The sequence below is a fragment of the Shewanella goraebulensis genome, assembly GCF_030252245.1.
Classification (GTDB): domain Bacteria; phylum Pseudomonadota; class Gammaproteobacteria; order Enterobacterales; family Shewanellaceae; genus Shewanella; species Shewanella goraebulensis.
The window spans coordinates 1002442-1025388 of sequence record NZ_CP126972.1 but is presented as its reverse complement, the minus strand read 5'-3'; the positions used below and the strand labels follow the sequence as shown (position 1 = coordinate 1025388).

16 protein-coding genes and 1 other RNA gene are annotated in these 22947 nt (G+C 42.0%); 6 read left to right on the top strand and 11 right to left on the bottom strand.

Translation table 11 applies throughout. From position 1 onward, the window contains the following. Positions 1-81: 81 nt before the first annotated feature. The 4 genes from gcvT to QPX86_RS04215 form a co-directional block, all read right to left on the bottom strand. The gene (gene gcvT / locus QPX86_RS04230) at positions 82-1176 is read right to left on the bottom strand and encodes a glycine cleavage system aminomethyltransferase GcvT (RefSeq protein ID WP_285164359.1); all 1095 of its coding nucleotides are present in this window, start codon (positions 1174-1176) and stop codon (positions 82-84) included. Positions 1177-1451: 275 nt separating this feature from the next. Then, the gene (locus tag QPX86_RS04225; RefSeq protein ID WP_285164357.1) at positions 1452-2663 is read right to left on the bottom strand and encodes an FAD-dependent oxidoreductase; all 1212 of its coding nucleotides are present in this window, start codon (positions 2661-2663) and stop codon (positions 1452-1454) included. A 350-nt stretch (positions 2664-3013) separates the two neighbouring features. Beyond that, positions 3014-4228, bottom strand: a complete 1215-nt coding sequence (gene ubiH / locus QPX86_RS04220; RefSeq protein WP_285165134.1) for a 2-octaprenyl-6-methoxyphenyl hydroxylase — start codon at positions 4226-4228, stop codon at positions 3014-3016. 264 nt (positions 4229-4492) lie between these two features. Further along, on the bottom strand, positions 4493-5068 hold the full coding sequence (locus tag QPX86_RS04215) for a UPF0149 family protein (protein ID WP_220753477.1): 576 nt from the start codon (positions 5066-5068) through the stop codon (positions 4493-4495). A gap of 543 nt (positions 5069-5611) precedes the next feature. Between QPX86_RS04215 and QPX86_RS04210 the strand changes: the two genes are divergently transcribed. From QPX86_RS04210 to QPX86_RS04185, 6 genes are all read left to right on the top strand, one after another. After that, positions 5612-5920, top strand: coding sequence for a cell division protein ZapA (locus QPX86_RS04210; protein ID WP_102528275.1), 309 nt, complete (start codon positions 5612-5614; stop codon positions 5918-5920). A gap of 52 nt (positions 5921-5972) precedes the next feature. Beyond that, positions 5973-6155: non-coding RNA, 6S RNA (gene ssrS, locus QPX86_RS04205), on the top strand. Positions 6156-6582: 427 nt separating this feature from the next. Further along, entirely contained in the window at positions 6583-7989 is a 1407-nt protein-coding gene (locus tag QPX86_RS04200) for a glycerophosphodiester phosphodiesterase (protein WP_285164351.1), read from the top strand. A 45-nt stretch (positions 7990-8034) separates the two neighbouring features. Next, a complete protein-coding gene (locus tag QPX86_RS04195; protein WP_285164349.1) occupies positions 8035-10500 on the top strand; it encodes a hypothetical protein in 2466 nt (821 codons plus the stop codon). Between the two features lie 68 nt (positions 10501-10568). Next, positions 10569-12455: a CCHC-type zinc finger protein gene (locus QPX86_RS04190; protein ID WP_285164348.1), complete on the top strand. Its 1887-nt coding sequence runs from the start codon at positions 10569-10571 to the stop codon at positions 12453-12455. 223 nt (positions 12456-12678) lie between these two features. Continuing rightward, complete coding sequence (locus tag QPX86_RS04185) at positions 12679-13449, top strand: 5-formyltetrahydrofolate cyclo-ligase (protein WP_220753473.1); 771 nt, start codon at positions 12679-12681, stop codon at positions 13447-13449. A 155-nt stretch (positions 13450-13604) separates the two neighbouring features. Here the strand turns inward: QPX86_RS04185 and QPX86_RS04180 are convergent, their stop codons facing one another. The 7 genes from QPX86_RS04180 to QPX86_RS04150 all read right to left on the bottom strand — a co-directional run bounded on the left by QPX86_RS04180 (position 13605) and on the right by QPX86_RS04150 (position 22923). Then, complete coding sequence (locus tag QPX86_RS04180) at positions 13605-15215, bottom strand: methyl-accepting chemotaxis protein (protein ID WP_220753472.1); 1611 nt, start codon at positions 15213-15215, stop codon at positions 13605-13607. 332 nt (positions 15216-15547) lie between these two features. Further along, the gene (gene folM, locus QPX86_RS04175) at positions 15548-16273 is read right to left on the bottom strand and encodes a dihydromonapterin reductase (RefSeq protein WP_220753471.1); all 726 of its coding nucleotides are present in this window, start codon (positions 16271-16273) and stop codon (positions 15548-15550) included. A gap of 115 nt (positions 16274-16388) precedes the next feature. Next, the gene (folE, locus tag QPX86_RS04170) at positions 16389-17033 is read right to left on the bottom strand and encodes a GTP cyclohydrolase I FolE (protein WP_285164343.1); all 645 of its coding nucleotides are present in this window, start codon (positions 17031-17033) and stop codon (positions 16389-16391) included. Between the two features lie 70 nt (positions 17034-17103). Further along, on the bottom strand, positions 17104-17460 hold the full coding sequence (gene folX, locus QPX86_RS04165) for a dihydroneopterin triphosphate 2'-epimerase (RefSeq protein ID WP_153912748.1): 357 nt from the start codon (positions 17458-17460) through the stop codon (positions 17104-17106). Positions 17461-17590: 130 nt separating this feature from the next. Next, complete coding sequence (locus QPX86_RS04160) at positions 17591-20659, bottom strand: efflux RND transporter permease subunit (RefSeq protein ID WP_220753469.1); 3069 nt, start codon at positions 20657-20659, stop codon at positions 17591-17593. Between the two features lie 76 nt (positions 20660-20735). Next, positions 20736-21836: an efflux RND transporter periplasmic adaptor subunit gene (locus tag QPX86_RS04155; protein ID WP_285164341.1), complete on the bottom strand. Its 1101-nt coding sequence runs from the start codon at positions 21834-21836 to the stop codon at positions 20736-20738. A gap of 1 nt (position 21837) precedes the next feature. Then, on the bottom strand, positions 21838-22923 hold the full coding sequence (locus QPX86_RS04150; protein WP_285164339.1) for an efflux RND transporter periplasmic adaptor subunit: 1086 nt from the start codon (positions 22921-22923) through the stop codon (positions 21838-21840). Between the last annotated feature and the right edge of the window lie 24 nt (positions 22924-22947).

Genomic DNA, 22947 nt, shown 5'->3' with positions numbered 1-22947 from the left:
ACGGTTATCTACTGTTATAGATAATATTTTAAGTTTTTAATCCTCAAAGGATTAATTCTTAATTATTTGATCTGAACGATATTAAAATGCTTGTTTACCGTTACGTACAAAACTTGGTGCGATAACTTTAACCGCTACGCGTTTTTTGCGCATTTCAACTTCTGCGGTGTCGCTAATACCCTTAGGTACGCGTGCCATGGCAATAGAATAGCCTAAAGTTGGCGAGAAAGTCCCGCTGGTGATCGAACCTTCATGTTCAACGCCATCTGCGTCAGTGAAAAACACTGGCATGCCGTGACGAAGGACACCTTTTTGTTCCATCACTAGGCCGACTAATTTGTCTGGGCCCGCTGCTTTAATCGCAGTTAATGCTTCACGACCGATAAAGTCACGATCTTCTGGCTCCCACGCAATCGTCCAACCCATGTTGGCAGCAAGCGGGTTAATGGTTTCATCCATGTCTAAACCGTAAAGGTTCATGCCTGCTTCTAAACGTAGGGTGTCACGTGCGCCTAGTCCACATGGCTTAACACCAGCTTCTAGTAGTGCTTGCCATAAAGCTTCAGCTTCGGCTTCTGGTACGATAATTTCGTAACCTGCTTCACCTGTGTAACCTGTGGTGGCAATAAATAATGATTCAGACTGCACACCAAAGAACATCTTCATGCCTTCTACTGCAGCGTTTTGCTCAGCAGAGAATACTTCAGCCGCTTTCGCTTTAGCGTTAGGACCTTGAACGGCAATCATTGCAAGCTCTGGACGCTCAGTAATCGTCACATCAAAGCTAGCTGATTGCTTGTCCATCCATGCTAAGTCTTTAACACGCGTCGCTGAGTTAACCACCACGCGGTAATGTGTGTCAGTTAAGTAGTAAGTGATAAGGTCATCGATAACGCCAGCATTGTCGTCTAGCATGCCGCTATACAGCGCCTTGCCAGCCACTTTTAGCTTAGCGATATCGTTTGCTAATAATTTACGTAGGAATGCACAAGCATCGGTACCTGTCACATCGACAACTGTCATGTGTGATACATCGAACATACCAGCGTCTTGGCGCACTGCGTTATGTTCTTCAATTTGTGAACCATAGTTAAGTGGCATATCCCAACCGTGGAAATCGACCATCTTGCCATTTGATTCTAAGTGCTTGTTAAAGAGTACAGTTTTATTAGCCATTATTATCTCTTTTTTATGAGCCTTCTGAGGGTAAAACGAATGAAGGCGATTTATATACCGTGAATATAGGAAATATAGGCTTTCCAATATTCACGGCTATGAATGGGGCAAAATTATACTCATAGAGTGGATTTTGTATAGTAGGAAATTTTCTAATCCGAGATTTTAACATTAGATTAACTAATGCGAGGGATGTTGTTAATTTACAAGAATATCACTCACTTCGGCCGATCCCCTGATATATAAGCGTTTTTAGGCCGAAGCGATGGCAAATTTTACTCACGACAAAGCTTAGGAAGTTTAAGTTTGTTGCCTATAGCCTGTTTGATGAACACTGTTTTTAGTCCTGAGACATTATCAATGAGGTTTAAGCCCAAATCACGTAAGGCTTTTTTGACCGGATTGCTGCCAGCAAATAATCGTTTAAAGCCTTCCATTGCACTGATCATCTCAATGGCTTCGGCTTTACGGTAGCGTTCAAGCGCGCGAAGGTTAGCGTAATCACCCAGATCTTTACCTGCATCATGTAACTCGCTAACGGTTTCAATAATACTGGCTGCATCTAAGAAGCCTAAATTAACCCCTTGGCCTGCAAGTGGATGAATAGTGTGCGCAGCATCGCCTGCCAGCACCAAACGATGGCGAGCAAAGTGGCGTGCATAGCGCATACGCAATGGATGTGATTGACGCTCACTCACTAATTCGCACATGCCAAGGCGGCCATCAGATGCAGCGGTTAACGCTTTTGAAAACTCTTCAGGCGATAAGGCTAGTAGCCTTTCGCCCTCTTGCGGCGATACTGACCAGACAATTGAACATAAGTTATCTTCATACAGCGGCAGTAAAGCTAATGGACCATCAGCTAAAAAGACCTGACGAGCGGTGTCTTCGTGGGGCTGTGCGGTGCGAATAGTGGCCACAATGGCATGATGGCCGTAATCCCAAAAGGTTAATGGAATTTGGCATTGGCTGCGCACCCATGAATTAGCGCCATCGGCTGCCACAACTAGTGCGGCACTTAGGTTGTCGCCATTATCGAGGGTTAACCATGATTCGCGCTCGCCAAAAGCGATACGCTCTAATCGCTGACCTTCAAGATGAGTGATGTTATTAAGCTCGCCTGCACGCTGGGCTAGGGCAAAACTGATGGATTGATTTTCAATGATGGCACCAAGTGATGGCTCGCTGATGCTAGCAGCATCAAAGGCAATTTTACCTAAGCCGTCTTTATCCCATACCGCCATTTTTTGATACGGCGCGGTGCGGGTTTGGTCAATATATTGCCATGCACCAAGGTTTGTTAGTAATCGCTCACTGGCTTTATTAATCGCGCTAACTCTAAGTCGTGGCTCGCCTGATACCGCCTCGGTTTGACCTGCATCAATCACGACCACGTTTAAGTTAGCCTCAGCTAAACCAATTGCTGTTGCCAAGCCAACCATACCACCGCCAACAATGGCTACATCATAGGTTTGAGTTTGAAACATGTTAATCCTTAATCTTCAATCGGTTTGCAGACGATAATTAAATGAGATCTATCCATAAGAGCCGCTGAAGGCTCTCTAATTACAAGAGCCACTGAAGACTCTCTAATTACAAGAACCGCTGAAGGTTCTCTAATTACAAGAGCCGCTGAAGGCTCTTTATTTACAAGAACCGCTGAAGGCCCTCTATTTACAAGAACCGCTGAAGGCTCTCTATTTACAAGAACCGCTGAAAGCTCTCTAATTACAAGAACCGCTGAAGGCTCTCTAATTACAAGAACCGCTGAAGGCTCTCTAATTACAAGAACCGCTAAAGGCCCTCTATTTACAAGAGCCGCTGAAGGCTCTAACAGTTAAGCTGTTTTCCAGCCCATGGCTTTGTGTGCAATGGGGGCTTTAAGTGGCGGACACCAAGACAATAATCTTAACCCTAAACTGCGCCCAGCCACTAATGGCCAATGCTGATTTGAGAAGCCGCGCACTAAAAATTCTACATTGTTGATGGTGCTGTTTCTGTCTTGCTCGCGTAGCTTAAGGTAATGATGAATAAGCGTGTTTTGGCCGCAATCTAGCGCTTGTGAGTCAGAAGCATTAACGCTTTTAAAGCTAGCTTCAATGGCATCAATTAGTCCTACCACATCACGCAAGCCTAAGTTAAAACCTTGTCCTGCTATTGGATGCAAGGTTTGTGCGGCGTTACCAATAAAGACGGTGCGATGGTAAATCGGTCTTGGCATATAGGATAACGTAAGCGGATAACTGACTCGCTCACCCACATCGGTAAAGCGCCCTGCTCGATTGCCAAAAGCACTTTGCAGTGCTGCTAAAAACTCAGTTTTAGAGGCGGTTTTCATTGCTTGCGCTTGTTCACTATCAAGCGCCCACACTAATGATACTCTTGGTTTACCATCTACCGCTGACATAGGCAGTAAGGCTAGCGGCCCAGTGCCCGTGAAGCGCTCGTACGCCCAGCCATCATGAAGTTTATCGGTTTGCACATTCGCGACTAATGCCACTTGGTCAAACTCAATCTTTTCAATATCTTGCTTAAGTGCTTGGCGCACTTTCGAATTGGCGCCATCGGCAGCAACTAACAATTTGGTTCGAATTTGTTGGCCGTTATCTAAGGTTAAAGTATGGCCTTGTGCGTCAGTATTTAACTCCGCTAATTGCGCAGGGCAATAAAGCTTAACGGCTTGCTGACTCACTTTGTTTAGCTTGAGTTCATCAAACAAGACCTTACCGACTTTAGCAAGCTCTACCACTTGTCCCATTGCTGACAATGAGAACTGCTCGGCGTTAAGCTCGGTCATGCCGAAATGGCCGCGATCAGAAATATGAATATTATTAATTTCGCTGCCAAGGCTGGCAAGCTTTGGCCAAATACCTAAACGGGTTAATTCAAATACTGAGCCATGGGCGATAGCAATGGAGCGCGCATCAAAGCCTGGGTGATTATCATCAGGCTTCACCGCTTCAATCACCGCGATTGATAGAGGTCTGCCAAGCTGCTGTTGATACTTATCAGATAACTGCGCTAAACCAAGGGCTAAACTCGCGCCCGCCATCGCACCGCCAACAATGGTAATATCCACATGCTCGATAGCATCATTTGAAGAGGCTTGCTGGATTTCGTTAACTGAAGAGGCTGTTGACTTATCAAGCTTGTCTGAATTAGTTAGCTTGGCAGAATTAGTTGGCTGTGTCATAGCGCGAGCTCTTTTTATTATTGATTTAACCTGTGTGCACTCAAGTAAAATTAAGTGCGCACCAGTAAATTTGTCATGCCGACTCTAGTACTCGTATTTAATACTAAAATGTAAGACTATTTTTTAGTGCAGTGGCGCTGCAGGCTCGCTGTCATCTAATGGGATTTCAGGGCCAAACTCTGAATAACATAAGACTGCGGCCATACGGACAAATTCATGCAGTTCAATAAAAGCGCCTTCTGATTCATCATCGTCACTCACATCAAATTCAACTTGAGCAATCGCGCCTAAGTCTTGAATGATCTCACGCACGTCAGATGATGCGCCGTTAAGTTTAGGCTGAATCAATGCGATGGCAGTCAGGTAACTTTGTACCCACAGGGCTAGGCATTCTAAGCGGGTGCTTAGTGGTTCTTCTTCTTCAGGTAATAATGGCGAAAATCCGAATTCGGCATCGCCTAAGCGCGTGGCTGTGTCTTTAAACAAATCAGTGATTAATTGCTGTAATTCACCGGTCAATGGTTGGCCATCGTTCATTAGTTCAAGCAAAGGTTTTAGCCAAACTGTATTGGCTTGTTCTACCCCACCACAAATTAATCCAACTAACGCGCCATGCACTTCGACTGGATGCTGACCAATCTCGGCTGAATCTAAAGCTTTTTTTAGTTTTTCAATACATAAAGAAGGAGGCGTTGCCATGGTATTTTTCCATTAAATAATCAATCTGCTGCAATGCTAGCAGAGTTAATAACTGCTACCAAATTCTGCAAGACAAGTTGCTAAAATATTTCGTCAATTTGTTAAGTATAAAGCACCTTAGGCCTATTAGCGTAATCATAGTTTAAGCTGAATGTGCAATTGTTAGCTCATAGACTATTTATGACTGGTTTGATAAACCAAAAGCTAATATTAACCGTATCGAATATAACTCGATGAACTAAACGATTTACAATAAACAACGTATCCTTAGAGATGTCTAAAACAATTGCGTTGCGAGCTTTAAAAACGATGAAAAAGCCGAAATGCTCATTCATCAAGCAAATAGCCTTAAAGGCGGTAAGTTACCTTGCACTTTTAATAGGGGCGCTATATAGTCCGCAAATAGGCTAGTTCCTCTGCCGATGTTGTAAAATGATTGTAAATCAACGCTGATACTCGCATTCATGCGAAAGCGTTACAGTCAGATGGAACGATAAACTGCTACAATTTTTATTTTAGACGAATAAGGATCCTCAGCGAACTATGAGTAACAGTGCTATTGATATCTCCCTTTTAGGGCGCACCTACTCTATCGCTTGCCCGAAAGGACAAGAGGATGCTTTGCGTTCAATCGCTAAAGGTGTTGAGCAACAGCTGACTAACCTGAAAGCACGTACCAATAATTTGAGCCGCGAAGAATTAGCCATTATGGCCGCGCTGAATATTGGTTACGAGTTACACGAAGAACAGCAAAAAAATAAGCAGTACATGGCGCAAATGGATGAGCGTATTTCGTTATTACAGTCGACGTTAGAAAACTCGCTGATTGAACGAACCAGCAAGGACGACTAAACAAATTTAGATTTGTGTTGAGCAATGAGTTCAACATGATTCACACCGGTTTTGCTCCCTGGGATATGCGCTTGTAGGTTATGTCCCTGTGCCGATATTTACAAACCCAGGGTGAATGTTTTCATTGACATTGTGTATGCTCGGCTCGTACCGAGAAACCTTAGGAGATGAACATTTTCCCGCCTTGAACCTACGGTTCAAGGGCTACACCGACGGTCGGTATTCTGGGGAGCATCCTAAATTGCTAAGCGATAAAAAAGCTTAAGTTGACTCAATAAAAAAGCCACCTCATTAGGTGGCTTTTTTATTGTTTCTTTTAGCGCATTTGCAGGTAACTCAATTTCAATTCAGCATAAATCATTTAAAGCAATCAAACATCTCCGACCTCGCCCAGAGTCTCAATTCTTCATCAAATAACTTCAACATAAAACTAAAACATAAAACTAAAACATAAAATAGTTGAGAAAACTCTGTAACAAAACAGCCGAAAAAAAGTGCAAAATAGGTAAAGTTAACCTTCGTTAATAATTACACTTGTGAAGATTATGGTTATTATTGTTTTGTTCAGAACATTAAGGTATAAAGTCCACAATATTAATAACTTGTAATTAGGGATTATGACAAGTCGCCCTTTTCTATTAGCGAGCTACATTGTAGTTACAATGACATCGCTTTTAATTCTTTCTGGTTGTAAATCTACCCCAGAACCTATTACTCCAACTTATATTGTACCAGCTGCATTAGCTCACCTACCTGTCGATGCAGCCACGCAAGGTTTAGATATCATTGATATCCAATTAACCCTTGGCGATCGCAACTTGTACTTAGCTGCCAATGGCAACATTAAGATGTTATCAACCGCGCAATGTGCGTTAGATATTTCAGCTCACCGCGGCGACTTTCGCCAACCTGAAAGCAGTTATAACGCGATTGCTTCGGCGTTAAATGATAATTTTAATAGTGTCGAAATTGATGTCATGCTGCTTAAAGATGGCACTTGGGTTAATCACCATGATAGCCAGACCGGTCGCGCGACCGTGCACTACACAGGTGAGCGTTACAAACTTGAACGTATGAACCGTAAAGAGTTTGGTCAATTAAAACTACGTGATAAAGACACCAACGCCTTGCTCAATGAACGACCAATTACCGCAGCAGAAGCCTTTAAGGTATTTGCAGGCTATCGAATGCCTAGTCAAAAACTGAATGTGGAAATAAAATCTGATGCTAATGGCCAAGAGTTAGTCGAGCTCGACAATATGCTCAAAAAATACATTGGTAATGGCGGGTTTTATTACTCAGCGGCAGACCAAGATATCTTATACAAGCTACGTGGGATTAACCCATACGTTTACTTAGGTTTTGTCCAAGGCGGACACCCTACCAGTGTTGAAAAGTTAACTGCCGACATGCGTAAAGGCGTTAACAGTGACGCTTACTATCTAGAGAACCAGAATAATATTGAATTCGCTGGACGCTATGGCACTAAGCGTTATCGTTCACGTTATAAGGACTACACCAGTTCAGATGCGCTGGCTAAGTTACAAAGAAAGCTTGGCAGTCATTCAGGGATCCACCTCGATATTCGCAGCTTTATGCAAAACAGAAGTGTTAAAAGCCGCGCAGAACGTTTAGACATGAAAGTCTATACCTACTCTCTCAACGGCACTGATTATCATCAATCACAACTATTGAAGCTGAACAAAAAGTCTTTGCCTCACGGGGTAATTGTGGATGCAACACCGTACAAAATTTGTCAGCGATTATTCAACGCAGCCGTGCCTGCAAAACGCTATCAACCTCTAAGCAATATAGGTCGTTATATTGCTTCATTACCCCAAGATGCGAACTTTGATCGCTTTGAAGAAATGCTGGGGTATCAACAAGAAGGTTATTACTTGTCACTGGCATCAGGTCTTAAGTCAATTAAGGGCAATCAAACTAAACAGGCCGTAAATAACACTCCAACACCTTTGCTTGAGCATGGCTTTCCGACGATTACCGATGAAAAAATCGATACTCAAACTGGCGACACCATCATTTTAACCTTACCAAGCAACAGTAAATAAGCGTCATTAATCACAATCGATAACAAGAAAAGCCTTTGAATCACTATGACTGAAAATAAACAAAGCCCATTTGCAACCAACTTGCTGAATAAAACCCCGACACAGCAAAAGATGCAGTCGGCTGAAAAAGAACTAAAGAAAGTTCAGCAAAAACAAAAGTCAGAAGCCGTTAAAACCGAAAAAGCTCAAGCCGTTGAAGCGCAAATCACCAAAATGGGTAAACCGTTTTGGTGGATGTTGCTGATGTTTATCTGCTCGGTAGTGTATTTATTCCCTGAGGCAGTCTTTAATGCTGCGCTAACTGATGTAGCTGGCGGCAGAAATTCAAGTGAAGAAGACTTACGTGCAGTCGAGCTATTTGGTCGTACTATTAGTGGTATTGGCGTCACTTTGTTATTAGCCGATTTATTACTTAAAGGCCGAAGAGTCGCTAAAGTTGGCCGCGCGTTAGCTTACTTTGGATTAATTGCATTAATTGTCTGGCCAACGGTATTTTTTGGACAAAAATGGCTGGTTGATCATTTCATTATCGATGCCTCAACCCCTGAGGAACGTCAACAAGCGTACTTATCGCAAGTATTACGTAGCGCATTGATAGAAAACTCGATTCAATTTGAAGGCATAGATTACGATCCCAATCGAGAACATAACTCCACCGAAAAAACCTTTTTGTCTGTATTTGGCGGCTTAGTCTATGCCGACGATAAATTGGTTGATGATTTGAAACAGAAAAAACGCATGATCATGGAGAAGTTTGTCCGCGATCGCGCTATGTCCAACTTTGATCAACACTACGGCGATTACGATGATTTTCGCCAGACCTTACGCAGTAAATATACCGAATATGCTGAAGGCTCAAATAAATACAACAAAGCACTGGCAAGCTCACCGCAGCGCTCAGATGAATACTGGTTAGACACTCAAAATCAAGTAAAACAAGGCTGGGAAAAATACCAAAAAGGCGTTACTGCTTATGAAGCTCGAGTGGAATCTCGCGCCCAAAAAATAGCCCCTAAAATGTATGATTTTTTTGAACGTCGAAATAAGTGCGCCGACATGAAAAAAGGCAGCAGTAAAAATCGCTGTTTTGAGCGTCTGCAAAACGGTTACGACAAAGAAATTGCCAAATACAGCATCCCTTATATTCCACCAGATGACTGGTTAATCCGCGAAGAAATCTCAACCTCTGAAAACGTCGGTAACTCAATTATTACTGGCATTATGACCTTTGGTTTATTTACTGCGATGCAAGCAGCTGACGCGGCAACGGGCGGTGATGCAGGCTTTAAAGATCATCGTATGGTGTATACCAATGATGTGAATCATTATAAGAATGTGTTGATGGTTAAAATGGAGCCTGATTTCATCAAAGAATCAGGTGGTTACCCTTTAGGTATTCAGTATATTCATGACTTTAGAGTTCATGAAATCACTAGCATGAAAGTGAATAAAAAGCTTAAACAGAAAGGCTTAAATTTACCTGCTTCTTGGTCGCTCACTGATCGGAACAGCTTTGATAATGCAGTGGCTAAAAAAGTGCGCCAACAAGCCGATGCACAATGGCGTTCTGCGATGAAAAAGCAAGGTAATGACATGCCACCTAATCTTAGCTGGCAGCAATTCCAGCAAGAAGGTGATGTGCAAAAACGCATTCAACGCCAAATGAAAGAGTTATATGTTAGCCCTACATTAGCCGATTGGAATAACCGAGAGTTTAAACAAAAAATCATTGAGCCCAATATTGCCCGTAAAACAACTGAATATCTCAATGTTCTTGAAGCCCAGCAAACTGAGTTTGCTGATGGTGGTGCATTCGAATCTACGGGTAAATCGGCATTAAGAGCCACCATAGTCCCGCCAATATCCATGTCTATCAGCTTAGCCTTGGTGTTATTAACTGTATTAAAACTGCCAATGAAAGCTGTTGAGTTAGTACAAGTTAAGCGCGCAGCCAATGATACTGAAGCCCCTAAAACCAAAGGCTACATCAAAGCCAGTATTTCTGGGGTGATGCTAGTGGCTATTTTTGTAGTGCCATTAACTATGGGCGGTAACCAATACACCATGAAAGACTCGGCGCTTCATTACTTTTTTGAGCAAATGGAAAAGAATGATTCAGCCAGCGTTTCTTATGCGCTTAAATGGTTACTAGTGACTCAGCCTATCGTGCAGCCTATTGGAACTGGTATCGATCAACGCCTGTTTATCACCAAAGGTTTTGACGCCATCAGTGAGCCGATTAACCAACTCGACCTAACCTTGATGCCAGAACATGACACTAGCGTTAAGTCTGCGAACCACCAACAAGCGAAAGTCTTATTGCCTTTAACCATTAATACCAATGTGACTGGTGCCAAAATTGCCGTAATGAACATCAAACCTAAATATCAAGCAGGGATGATGTTACCCGCAGGCGGCTATGACGTAAAAGTATCAGCACAAGGTCATCAACCCGTTAGAAAGTGGGTGTATTTAAAGGCAGATAACACCGACTTTACGATTAAGCTTTAGAACAGCTAAGCAAAATAACTAAATAGATTAACCAAAATTATCACGCATTGATTTATAGGAAGTATTACGTGAGTAAATTAGTACAATTTCAGGATTTTATCCGCAGTAATGGTAAAGACCTCACTGGCGTTGATGTGCCAGTTGTTTTGAGTAATGAAGAGGCAAAACTACCCGAGCTCAACTTTACCTTTGGCTGGACAATTGAGATTGGTGTTAGCGAGCATGAACATGGCGGTCATTGCCCTGCTGGAATAAAATCTGGCAGCGCCTCAAATGCTTGTAACTGCGCTAACGATAAAGCAAAAGAGTATGTCAGCGGCCAAAATTCGTTATTTAACGATCGTTTCATCAAAATACTTGGCCCTGACGTTGCTGAAAACTTTTTAATCAAAGATCGTGGCTTAAAGTCTGCGCCAGAAACCTATGTCGGTAGCAAGGTTTGTTATAACTGTAGTGGCTCTGGTAAACAAAACTGCGGCAGTTGTCATGGCAGCGGTAGCACTTCCTGTAGCGGTTGTAGTGGCAGTGGCCGAAATCATGTGACTCGCTACGAGAATAACCGCACGGTACATACTACAGAGTCCTGTTCATCGTGTGGCGGACGTGGTCATAATACCTGCTATAACTGCGGTGGTTCAGGCAAGGTGACCTGTCGTACCTGTGATGGTGGCGGTTACCTCTATTTCAGTTACACCATTGATGGTGAAGCTAAACGGAGTACAAAGTGGGAATATAACACCAGTGATTACCATGAGTGGACATCTGATTACGTCAAAAAGACGGGACTTAAAATCGTTCACCACTTAGATGATATCACCGAAGTCGATGTTAAAGGCGCTTTGGACGGTTGCACCTTTATGTATGCTTTTAAGGCCAAACTACCGACTTTACAATTTACTGCCAACATCGATAACGTCGATACGACGTTATGTTTTGGTGGTAACAAAAACAGCACTCATGATGCAGGTGGTGTATACGATCCTGCGGTATGGAGCGTGGCGCAAAAGCTTGCTGGCGGTAGTAAATCCAATGATAAAGCCGCTCTTTCAACACCTGCAGTTAAAAACATTATTGAAGCCAATGAAACTAACACCTCGATTGCATTATTAGAGGAAAACTGGGTTTCAAGTGATATTAAAGATGCGGTTGTTTCTAATTATCAAACCTTAGTGACCCAGCTTAAAAAGCAAAGTGTGAAAGGCATTACGCCTAAAATGATTGGCAGTATGTGTAAATTCGCATTTCTATTCCTAACAATAGGAATGTTGTTTGCTGTGATGTTCCCTACTTTTGCCCAAGAAACGGCCTATCGCATGAGTGTTACCCAGATTCCTGAATGGATGTTGGCGCTATTGACCATGAAATTTGGCTTATTTGGCTTACCTGAGTGGTGTAACTACCTGTTCGTTATTGGCTTGTTCTGGTTAAGCTATAAAGGTATTCAAAAATGGTACTGGAAGAACATCGGCCCAGGAAAAGTGTGGTTACTGGCACTCAGTTTAACCTTGTTAATACCCCATCTTTGTTTCACCTTGTACTACAACGGTTTTGAAGTTATTCAACATACACTTGAAGTAACCAATGCATTGATGGCGGCATCGTTATTAGTCGGGCTGTATGTTGTCGTTATTGGCACAAAGTTGCCGAATAAGTGGTACACAAAAATAGCAGGTTTTATCGCTGGTATTGGCGTTTATTGCGCCTTGCATTACGGCCTATTTATACTCAATTCACGTATTGGCTTTATCGAAAACCATGGCAGATACCCATACGAGCTACTACAGTCTTTGCGTCCTGGCACCATGTTTATGGCTGAAAACCTGATTGAATGGGCAATGTTAACTGTGATTTTCGCCTATTTCTTAACTCGTCGTCAGTTCTGGTTAAAAGCTAAAACTGAAGTTGCAGATTACGACAGCCCTGTACTACTTAAATCGATGAACATGGAAAAGTAGCCTTAAGTCGATAATGTAAAAATGAGCGCCGATGATACTTGTATCATCGGCGTTTTTTATCATACCGCCGATTGATTTTTAGCCATATCAGCCAATGCTGGTTAATCACTACATTATCTTCTTTGAGTTTTGCACATATCAGGATAACCTGCAGTTAGTTACATCATTTATTCATAACGCTATTTTACTTTTCATTTGTATGTAGATGGAGTATTTCCTACCTATGAGCATGACGCGTTTTATGACTGGCTCATCCCAATGCCAGTCAGCTACGACAAATCAATCTGTTATCACTCACTTCTCTTCTGCGACTTCAGCCTCCAATGATGCTGCGGCAAATACAGATAAACTGTACCGACATTCATTTAATAGCCCTCATGATGCAGAGCCATTATTCGACAGCCGTAATATGAGCCGTGACAGTATTCGTCGTCACATTCGCCAAGAACGCAACGCAATTCCTCAAGCAGATCAGAATCAACTGGCATTAATTGCTAGTCGTCATTTATTGTCTGAGATCCAACGAATTTCAGCCAAACGAGTTGCGCTGTATTTAGGTTTTGATGGAGAGCTTGCCACCAGCAAGTTAATTGAAGCGCTGTGGAAGCTCGATGTGGAAGTGTACTTACCTCGCCTGCATCCTTTCGCTAAGGGCCATTTATTATTTATGCGTTATAACGCCGAAACTCAAATGGTAAATAATCGCTATGATATTGCTGAACCTAAATTAGATATTCGCCACATGGTGACAGTTGAAAACCTCGATATGATTGTCACTCCGTTAGTGGCTTTTGATGATCAAGGTAATCGAATGGGTATGGGCGGCGGCTTTTACGATCGCACACTAGCGCAAGTTAAAGAAGGTAAACCCTTAGCAGTAGGCTATGCTCACGATTGTCAGCAAGTGAGCTTTTTACCAATTGAATATTGGGATATTCCCTTGCCTGTGATTATCACTCCCACAAGGCGAATTGCTTCAGCCAGCTTAACTTGAACCGAGTTTATTAGATAGCAAACCACTCATCAAAAAAGCCGTTAACCTAAATAGATTAACGGCTTCTTACATTGAGTAACTTATGTCATACAGTTATAAGTTGAAGCCTTGGGCTACGGCACACAGCATAAACAATAATATAAACTTAAAACGGCCTAACTAATTTTGAAAAAAGACAGCTCTTGATTTTGCTTTTCAGCTAAAAAGGTAAGATCTTGGGCTGCTTGCAAAGTTTGATTCACAGCTTTGACATTCTCATTGACTAAATCAAAGGTTTTAGAGGTATTTTCAGCAAGCTCCTCTGTAACTGAATATTGCTCCTGTGAAGCAAAAGCGACTAATGTATTGATTTCCGAAATGGTTTGAACTGAATCAGATATATCATTAAATGATGCTTTTACATTCTCTGATAACTCTACGGACTCTTTAATAGAGCTGACATTAGAGACCATATTGTTATTGGCTGTTTCTGATTGAACTTGAAGCTTAGCGATTATATTTTGAATATTTTCTGCTGATTGGAAAGTTTTTTCTGCGAGATTACGTACTTCATCTGCTACAACAGCAAACCCTCTTCCTTGCTCACCCGCACGTGCTGCTTCTATTGCAGCATTTAGCGCTAATAAATTTGTTTGTTCAGATATCGCACTGATAACATCTGTAAATTCACCTATATCAATTGCACTGTTTTTCAATTCCTCGATCATAGCCGCTGTAGCTTGTACCGAATGATTAATGCTTTGAGTTAGCACAATTGATTGTTCAAGCGCCTTATGACCTTGATGCACGTTGTCTATGGCTTTTTTAGTCTCTCCTTCTGCTTGCGCAGCATTAAGTGACATTTCTTTTGAAGTACTTGATAGCTGACCTATTGCTGTTGAAACCCCCTCTACTTGTGATAGCTCACTTTGCGTATTGCTAGCAGTATTTTGCATTACTGAAGTTAGCTCTTCTGAAGAGCTACTTGTATTGGTTGAAGCCAAAGTTAATTCATTGATCAGCGTTGATAGTTGATGAATTGACTGATTGAATGTTTGTTTAATTTTAAAGAATTCATTTCTAGATTCCGTTAGAGGCAGAGGCTTAAGAACCCCTTTAGCTAGGCTGCCAATCGCTGTGGAAATCTCATTTACGTTACTAGATAGAGTTCTGTTTACATAAGTTAAAAATATTGATGATACAACACATCCAATGAGAGACATGACGACCACCATCGTCATCAAATCACTCATTGAGCTCGCATATTCATCATCTCGTACAGCTAGTAGGCTCTCTTCTCTTAATGATGCTTCATCCAAAACTTCGCGAATTCTATCAACATATTGCTTACCAGCACCCTTTTCTACAAATGCAGAGACCTGGGAGTCATCACTATTATCCCTTAAAGAAAAACCTTCATTGATGACTAAGTTTTCCCATAACTCAATGTTTTTAACGACTTCATTAAATGCGTCTGTTTGAGTAGGGTTGTCTGCTGTCATATCCAGCAAAATAGCTAACTCTTCTTGAACTTTTTTCTGCCCTGATGCGTACGGCTCTAGGAATTCTCGGTTATTAGTTAACAAATAACCACGATAACCCGTTTCCATATTTACGACTTGCTCGATAGATTCTTCAATATGAAGTAGCACTTTATATGTATGCGCAACCATATCATTGCTGGTTTTTATACTAGAATTGGAATTGTTGACTGAGAGAGTAATTGACGAAAAAACAACTAAGATGACTAATACATTCATTGAAATAAGCCAACTGGTTGGCATCATTGATAGTGACTTCATCTACACATCCTTGTGAGTATTTTGCGATGTATTTCACTATAGTACATTTAACTAATTTTGCATTTTAGAAATTAGTTAAATACTTTGTTATTAACAATATTATAAATCCTGCCTTAAAAAGATTAATTATTTTACTTTTTAAAGAAACTAATCGAACTCATCAATTAGTTTTACGAACTCAAGACCAGCCTAGTATTAAGCTGTAATGCAATCTAACAACTGGTGGTCACCAGCGATAATATTGTCAAAATACACACTAGAAATAAGACAGAAGCATAAAACGTTTTAATTCAACCGTTACCGTCTATTTACTGAGACTATTTCAACTGCCTTCCACCATCAACTGCATAACTGCGACCAGTGACATATTGGCTCGACAATAAGTACTCTACTAATTCGATAATCTCGCTGTTGCCAGCTTCTATTGGCAATATCGCTTTAGCTAGCGCTTTGGCTTTATAGGCATCATCGTCGCCTTCATTAAATAATATCATCGCTGGAGCAATGGAGTTCACTTTGACAGCTGGAGCTAATTTGGCTGCAAATGATAAGGTCATATTATGTAATGCTGCTTTACTCGCCGCGTAAGCAATATGCTTCTGGCTGCCCTTTTCAGCGACATAATCAGTAATGTGAATGATATTACTGTCGCCAATACTGTCACCCGCTGAGGCAACTAATAGCTCCGCTAACGCCAAGTTTATTTGATAAGGCGCACTGACATGAATGTTCATCATTCGTGCCATAATATCGGCAGAAGTAACCTCTGCACTGGTTTTATCATTATGCCAATCAGATGCGTTATGAATGATGCAGTTTACCTGTGGATGCTGAGCTTTGATGCGACTAAGCATGTCATTGATTTCATCTGCTTGGCATAAGTCACACTGGTATAAGTCTGCGCCGAGCTCAAGTAGTTCGTCTATCGATGGGTAATGACTTCTGAACGTGCCTATAACGTTAAAACCTTGAGCTAAAAAATGCTTTGCCAAGGCATAACCAATTCGTTTTCCGACACCTGTAATAAATATGGTTTGTTTCATTTGAGTTCTCTTATTCTTGTATTGAGCCAGTAGTTAAACTCACATAATAAAGGTCATTAGCAGCGGCTAATGACCTAGTGTCTGTTATCCATCATTCATGAGTTAGCTGAGTGAATCAAGCCTTTGAGAAAAACTCAGCTCTTGAAGCAGGGTTATTTTTAAAACAACCACCTAGGGCAGAGGTTGTGGTGTGGGATTGCGTATCTGTTACACCACGAGACTTTACACAGTAGTGAGTAGCGTTAATGCTGATGGCCACGTCATCGGTTTCAAGTAACGTTTGTAATGCCACTAATACCTGCTGAGTTAGTCGCTCCTGTACTTGAGGTCTTTGAGCAAAAAAGCGTACTAAGCGATTAATTTTCGACAGCCCGATAATCTTCTTTTTCGGTATGTAGGCGACATCAGCTGTGCCATCGATAGTAATAAAATGATGCTCACAAGTGCTGACGACACTGATATCACTAACTTTGACCATTTCCTCAACACCCATTTTATTATCTATTTGAGTGACTTTTGGGAATTGATGGTAGTCAAGACCGGAGAAGATTTCATTGACGTACATTTTAGCGATACGGTGGGGTGTTTCGCATAAGCTGTCGTCAGTTAAGTCTAAGCCCAGAGTTGATACAACTTCGGTCATCAGCCCTTGGATACGTTCGATTTTTTGTTCATTGGTCATGTCGTTTTCGACCAATGGCGTTTCAAGACCTCGTTCAATAAGAACTTGCTGCACTTTACGTGCTTCATCTGAAATCATGTGTTTTCCTTATGGCAACCCGTGCCAAATAAAAACCACACCGTTACGTGAAAGCTTACTAGGCTTTCGCTTATTTGCGCTGCTCTAAAGACAGTGAAACAGAGTCGGCAAAACGTAAAGCATGAGGTTTGTCAATTGTTACTCGAGACATGGTAATTGATGGGTGTTCGCTACAAATTGCCAGTACATCAGCAACCAACTTTTCAAGCAATAAAAAGCGCCCTTCTTCCACATGTTGAATAACTTTTTTAGTGATAACTTTGTAGTTCAATGCATCGGCAACATCATCGGTTTGAAACGACTTGTCGGCGGGATATTGGATTTCAATATTAATCACAACATCTTGCTGCTTTTCACGTTCGTCTGGATTAAAACCAATGAAGGTGCGTAAACGAAGATTAGTAACTTTAATAATAGCTTGGCTAATAGACATAGTGAGCCTCGTGTGAATACAAAACGTGATACGTGAGAATGAGCAAGTTAGATCACATAAAAAAGAGCCAACGTTTTTACAGTTGACTCTTATAGTTATAGCGATAAATCGTCAATTTTGCGAACTAAAACTCTTTATAGTTTCGATACTTAACTTTAAAGAAGATGATATAGAACACTGGCACAATGATCAGAGTCAGCATGGTAGCGACACCTAAACCAAACATGACCACTGCAGCTAACGACTCAAAGAAGGCATCTGTCAGTAGTGGTAACACCCCTAAAATAGTCGTAACAGCAGCCATACAAACAGGCCTTACACGACTCACCGTTGAGTTAAATACCGCTTCGAAAGTTTCAATACCATCATTGATATCGGTATTAATTTGATCGAGTAATACTATGCCATTTTTAAGTAACATGCCTGATAAACTCAGCATTCCCAGCAGCGCCATAAAGCTAAATGGCTTATCAAGGATCAGCAATCCAGATGTAATACCAATAATCGCTAGCGGTACACATGCCCATATAACCAAAGGCTTTCTCACTGAGTTAAACAAGAATACGGTGATAAGGAACATGAACAAGAAACCTAATGGCAGAGTGGCAAACAATGACTCTTGCGCATCGGTTGAAGATTCATATTCACCACCCCATTGCAGCTCATAACCTACTGGCAATTCAAGTGCTTCGACTTGAGGCTTTATTTGGGTGAATAACTCGGCAGGCAAAATGTCGTACTCAAAATCAGTATCAGCAAATACAGTTAGAGTACGTTTGCGATCGCGTCGCTGAATAATCGGATCTTCAAATTTCACTTCAAAGCCATCAACCACTTGTTGTAACGGCACAAATGCGCTTAACGCAGGACTCCAAATTCGAATACTTTCCATTGATTCAATATCAATACGTTCGTCTTCAGGTAAGCGTCCAATAATCGGTAACAATGTTGTACCTTCACGGTACACACCGATTTGTAAGCCTGTAAAAGAGAATTTAAGGGCTTCGTCAACTTCACTTTTAACAATACCTAATCGACGAGCCTGGGTTTCATTAAAGCGCGGCGCAATGTATTTTACTCGTTCACGCCAGTCATGGCGCACATTGACTGTCGCTGGTGTAGCATTAAAGATTTCCATCACTTGAGCCGCAATAGTTCGCAGTACATCAGGATCTGCCCCACTTATCCGGGCTTCAATTTTCGCATCGGTAGATGGACCAATCTCTAAACGCTTAAACTTAAGCTGTGCTTGAGGATAACTTTGCTCTACGTCTTTTCTAAACTTCACCATCACATCAGTTAAGGTTTCAAAGTCAGTAGTACGAATCGAAATCTGCGCATAAGATGCATAGTTTTTTTCAGGCGAATACGTCAGCAAGAAACGCGGAAACCCCTTACCTATGGTCGAAGCCACATATTCAACATTATTCAGTTCAACCGCGATAGCCTCCATGCCTTCGACTACCGTTTGGGTTTCACGAATATCTGTGCCTTCTGGCATCCACACATCCACTAAGAATATCGGTGTTGTCGATGGCGGGAAGAAAGATTGCTTAACGTATGCAAAGCCGTAAATTGACACACAAAACGCAATAACGACAGCAACGACGCTAACCCAACGAAAGCGCATACAGACATCAAGCAGTGCCTTGTAGTACATGAAGAATGCACCGCCATATGGATCTTTTGGCTCACCTTCTGACTTTTCAGCTTCTGCGCCGAAAAATAATTGTGCGAAGAACGGCGTAATCGTGATGGCAGTAATCCAAGATAAAAACAGTGAAAACAACAATACCCAGAAAAGAGAACCTGCAAATTCACCGGTTGAATCCGGCGATAAACCTATTGGCGCAAAAGCTGTAATAGCAATAACTGTCGCGCCAAGTAATGGCCACATAGTTTGCTTAACAATACCTTGAGCCGCCTCAAGAGTAGTTTGTCCTCGTTGCCGCCCAATAAGTATGCCTTCAACAATAACAATGGCGTTATCCACCAGCATACCAAGGGCAATAATCAGCGCCCCTAGTGATATCCGCTGCAGTTCAATTTCAGCTTGCAGCATCAACATGAAGGTGCCTAAACAGGTTAAAAATAAGATTAACCCAATTAATATCCCTGATTTAAAGCCCATGAATACCAGCAGTACACCAACCACGATCACCACTGCTGCAATCAAGTTCCATACAAAGCTACCTACCGATGCATCCACCTCGTTAGGCTGGTTGTACATGGTTTCAATTACCATTCCTGCAGGACGGACACTTTCGATACTGGCGAGCTTGGCATCGATGGCTTTACCCACCTCAACCACATTAACGCCAGTTGAAAACGAAATACCAATATTAATGGCATCATGTTGATCAAACTTAAGCAAATTAGTGGGAATATTTTGAAAGCCGCGCGAGACTGTGGCGACATCTTTTAAATAAATGAGTTTGTCACCTTGAGTACCTGGAATAATCAGCTCTTCAAGCTCACTGACAGACTTAAATCCTCCACTGGTGCGAATTTTTAAGTTATCGGCAGACACCCGGATATTACCGGCATCTGACACCATGTTTTGCGAATTCAGCAAGTTTTGAATAAGCGATGGATCGATGTTCGAACTGGCCGCTTTGTTCAGCGACATTTCCACAAACACTTGTTCTTGTTGATTACCTGCTAGTGACACCTTGCCCACACCTGGCACCAGTTCAAGCTCACGCTTAACATAGTCAACGTAATCCAGAATATCGCGGTAACTGTAGTCTGTACCACTGACCATTAACATGATGCCGTATACGTCGCCAAAGTCATCATTCACAATCGGAGTTTGCACTCCAGGTGGTAAACTAGCCGACATATCGTTTACTTTGCGGCGCAGCTCATCCCATATTTGCGGTAGCTCTTCTGGGCCGTATACGTTTTTCATGGTCACGGTGATTTGTGACATACCTGAGGTGCTCAGCGAGCGTATATAATCCACATAAGGCAAAGCTTGAATTGCCTTTTCAATGGGATAAGTCACTTCCTCTTCTACTTCTGTAGATGTTGCGCCAGGATATAAAGTCACTACAACAGCATCTTTAATGGTAAATGGTGGATCTTCTAACTGACCTAAACCGGTAAATGCCATTAAGCCACCGATCAGTAATATCAATGTGAACATCCAGCTGATAACGGTATTTTTTACAAAGTAGCCTGCTATATTCATTACACACATTCCCTTGTATCAGCTTTTCTGGTGGCGTTTGGATTGTTTAAACTCAGTGAGTATTGATGATTCATCTTTACCCCTCCTGCAGCAATTTGACTTGCTGACCTTTAACTAACCGCGCCGCGCCAGTGGTAATGATGGTTTGGCCATCATCAAGTCCACTTGTCACTTCGATTTCATCACCGACAATCACCCCTAAGGTGACAGGTTGATATTGAATAGAGTTATCTGCCGCGTTATAAAGCCACACGCCACTTGTTTGAGTATCGATATCACTGCCGTCTTGCATCACAACAGCTTCAATAGGCACCAAAAACTCTCGATGGTAGGTGTAAGTCATGTTACTTAAGTTCACCGTCACTTTAGCGGGCATCCCCTCGAGCACTTTGTATTTAGGGTCTAAATCCACCGCGATAGTCGCAATATATGTTGAGGTTGTAGGATCTTTTTCGGTATTAACTTCTAATAAGTGACCTTTAAAAGTGGTATTAGGGAAAGCTTCAAAGCTTACGCTCAAATAAGACTCATCTTGACGATCTTCATGTTTTCTAGACACTGCAATCAGCATGTCAGGAATTTGTACATCAACTTCAATGCGTTCAACTTTTTGCATGCTAAGCACTGATACACCCGGTTGCACGTTCTCAAATGATTCTAGAAATACATCGCTGACAATGCCTGAGAATGGCGCTCTAAGTTCCGTATACTGCAAATTTAACTGCGCTTGACGCTCTTCAGCTTTAGCAACTAGATATTGCGCATTCATTTGATCGTACTCCGATTGCGCCATCAGTTTACTTTCAACTAATTGCTTACCACGCTGCGCTTGCTTAAAGCTCACTTCCATTCGCGCTTGGCGATCACTTAACGCAATGGTGTAGTCGCGTTTCTCAAGTACGGCTAATAAGTCGCCTTTGTTAACGGTTTTACCTTTAGTCGCAGGAATGCGCTCTATTCGACCTTCGACACGAAACGATAAATTAGTTAAGTCCTGCGCCCTTGCAACTCCATTAAATTCACGCATCACTTCGTTATTTGCATGGGGTAAAGTGTAGGTTTTTACTAAGGTTTTTGTCGGAGCGATATCAATTGTTCGCTCACAAGCTGACAAGGAAACTATTCCAAGCCCGACAGCTGCGATGGCGCTGTATTTACAATGCAGAAACGCTTTCATCTTATAAGCCTCGCTCTTTAATCCATTTCACAGCCGCTTGGCCATCTTCAAGTTCTGAAGCCCCTGCCACCACTAGCCAGTCGCCATCATTGAGACCAGTCATCATCCTTGTGCCTTGCAGTGTGATTGGTACTTTGGTGATCCGTTTATCCGCAGGTGACCAAGTAAACACATAGGCTTGCTGGTTTTCTTTAACTACCGCACCTGCAGGAATTTTAGGATGAGCATCAGCTGTTCTAGCGGGGAGTTTGACTTTAACCCGGGCGGACATGCCTGGAAGAACGTTAAGCTCATTAGGCATAGGTAATGTCAGAATAATGGTGTAACTACTGGTGGTGGGGTCAGCTACAGTATTTAACTCTTTTAACCTTGCTGGGTACCATTGATCGCGGCTATCAAATTTAACTTCGATGTTATCAATATCTGATAAACTTTTATCCGATTTTTGCAGAAAACCAATAAATTGTTCAGGTAACTGGAAGCTAATATCTGCAGCAGAATCAGTGCGAATGCCCATGACTTCTTCTTGGGCTTGTACAAATTCAAATTCACGCTTATTACGTTTAGATATCACCCCTTGATACGGCGCTCTGAGCTTAGTGTAAGTGACATCTGTTTTGGCTTTGTCTAATGCAGCTTGTGCAATAGTGTAATCACTTTTAGCTTGATCATAATCATTACGTGATACCACGCCCTGTTCAACCAGTGACTCATTTCGCTCAAATAACACTTTAGCCAACTCATACTGTGCCTGCGCTACTGCGAGTTGTTGCTGGTATATATCACTGTCTAAAATAGCTAAAATATCGCCAGGTTCAACAGGGTCTCCAGGTCTCACTAATATCTGTGCAATCTCACCAGCCACTCTAAAAGATAATGCCGCTTTGTCAGATGCTTTCACTTCACCGGGTAAGAAACGCTCACGATATTCGGTACCAACATCAACTTGGATAACTTTAACTGGCCGTGGGATCACTGTATTTGAGACTTCGTTGGCATCTTCGGCAACGGCAATATTAATAAAGGTGCTAGAAATAACAGCGGAGGTTAACAATAAAAAAGAAGTAAACTGGCTGAGTTTCTTCATATTTTGTTCCATCAAAAGTGTGCA

Excerpts from the sequence above, each read along its gene's own strand:
- QPX86_RS04185 (WP_220753473.1), top strand. The coding sequence starts at position 12,679 with ATGAGCATGACGCGTTTTATGACTGGCTCATCCCAATGCCAGTCAGCT.
- folM (WP_220753471.1), bottom strand. The coding sequence starts at position 16,273 with ATGAAACAAACCATATTTATTACAGGTGTCGGAAAACGAATTGGTTAT.
- QPX86_RS04180 (WP_220753472.1), bottom strand. The coding sequence starts at position 15,215 with ATGATGCCAACCAGTTGGCTTATTTCAATGAATGTATTAGTCATCTTA.
- QPX86_RS04160 (WP_220753469.1), bottom strand. The coding sequence starts at position 20,659 with ATGAATATAGCAGGCTACTTTGTAAAAAATACCGTTATCAGCTGGATG.
- QPX86_RS04150 (WP_285164339.1), bottom strand. The coding sequence starts at position 22,923 with ATGAAGAAACTCAGCCAGTTTACTTCTTTTTTATTGTTAACCTCCGCT.
- QPX86_RS04215 (WP_220753477.1), bottom strand. The coding sequence starts at position 5,068 with ATGGCAACGCCTCCTTCTTTATGTATTGAAAAACTAAAAAAAGCTTTA.
- QPX86_RS04155 (WP_285164341.1), bottom strand. The coding sequence starts at position 21,836 with ATGAAAGCGTTTCTGCATTGTAAATACAGCGCCATCGCAGCTGTCGGG.
- gcvT (WP_285164359.1), bottom strand. The coding sequence starts at position 1,176 with ATGGCTAATAAAACTGTACTCTTTAACAAGCACTTAGAATCAAATGGC.
- QPX86_RS04200 (WP_285164351.1), top strand. The coding sequence starts at position 6,583 with ATGACATCGCTTTTAATTCTTTCTGGTTGTAAATCTACCCCAGAACCT.
- QPX86_RS04225 (WP_285164357.1), bottom strand. The coding sequence starts at position 2,663 with ATGTTTCAAACTCAAACCTATGATGTAGCCATTGTTGGCGGTGGTATG.
- QPX86_RS04195 (WP_285164349.1), top strand. The coding sequence starts at position 8,035 with ATGACTGAAAATAAACAAAGCCCATTTGCAACCAACTTGCTGAATAAA.
- folE (WP_285164343.1), bottom strand. The coding sequence starts at position 17,033 with ATGATTTCAGATGAAGCACGTAAAGTGCAGCAAGTTCTTATTGAACGA.
- ubiH (WP_285165134.1), bottom strand. The coding sequence starts at position 4,228 with ATGGCGGGCGCGAGTTTAGCCCTTGGTTTAGCGCAGTTATCTGATAAG.
- QPX86_RS04210 (WP_102528275.1), top strand. The coding sequence starts at position 5,612 with ATGAGTAACAGTGCTATTGATATCTCCCTTTTAGGGCGCACCTACTCT.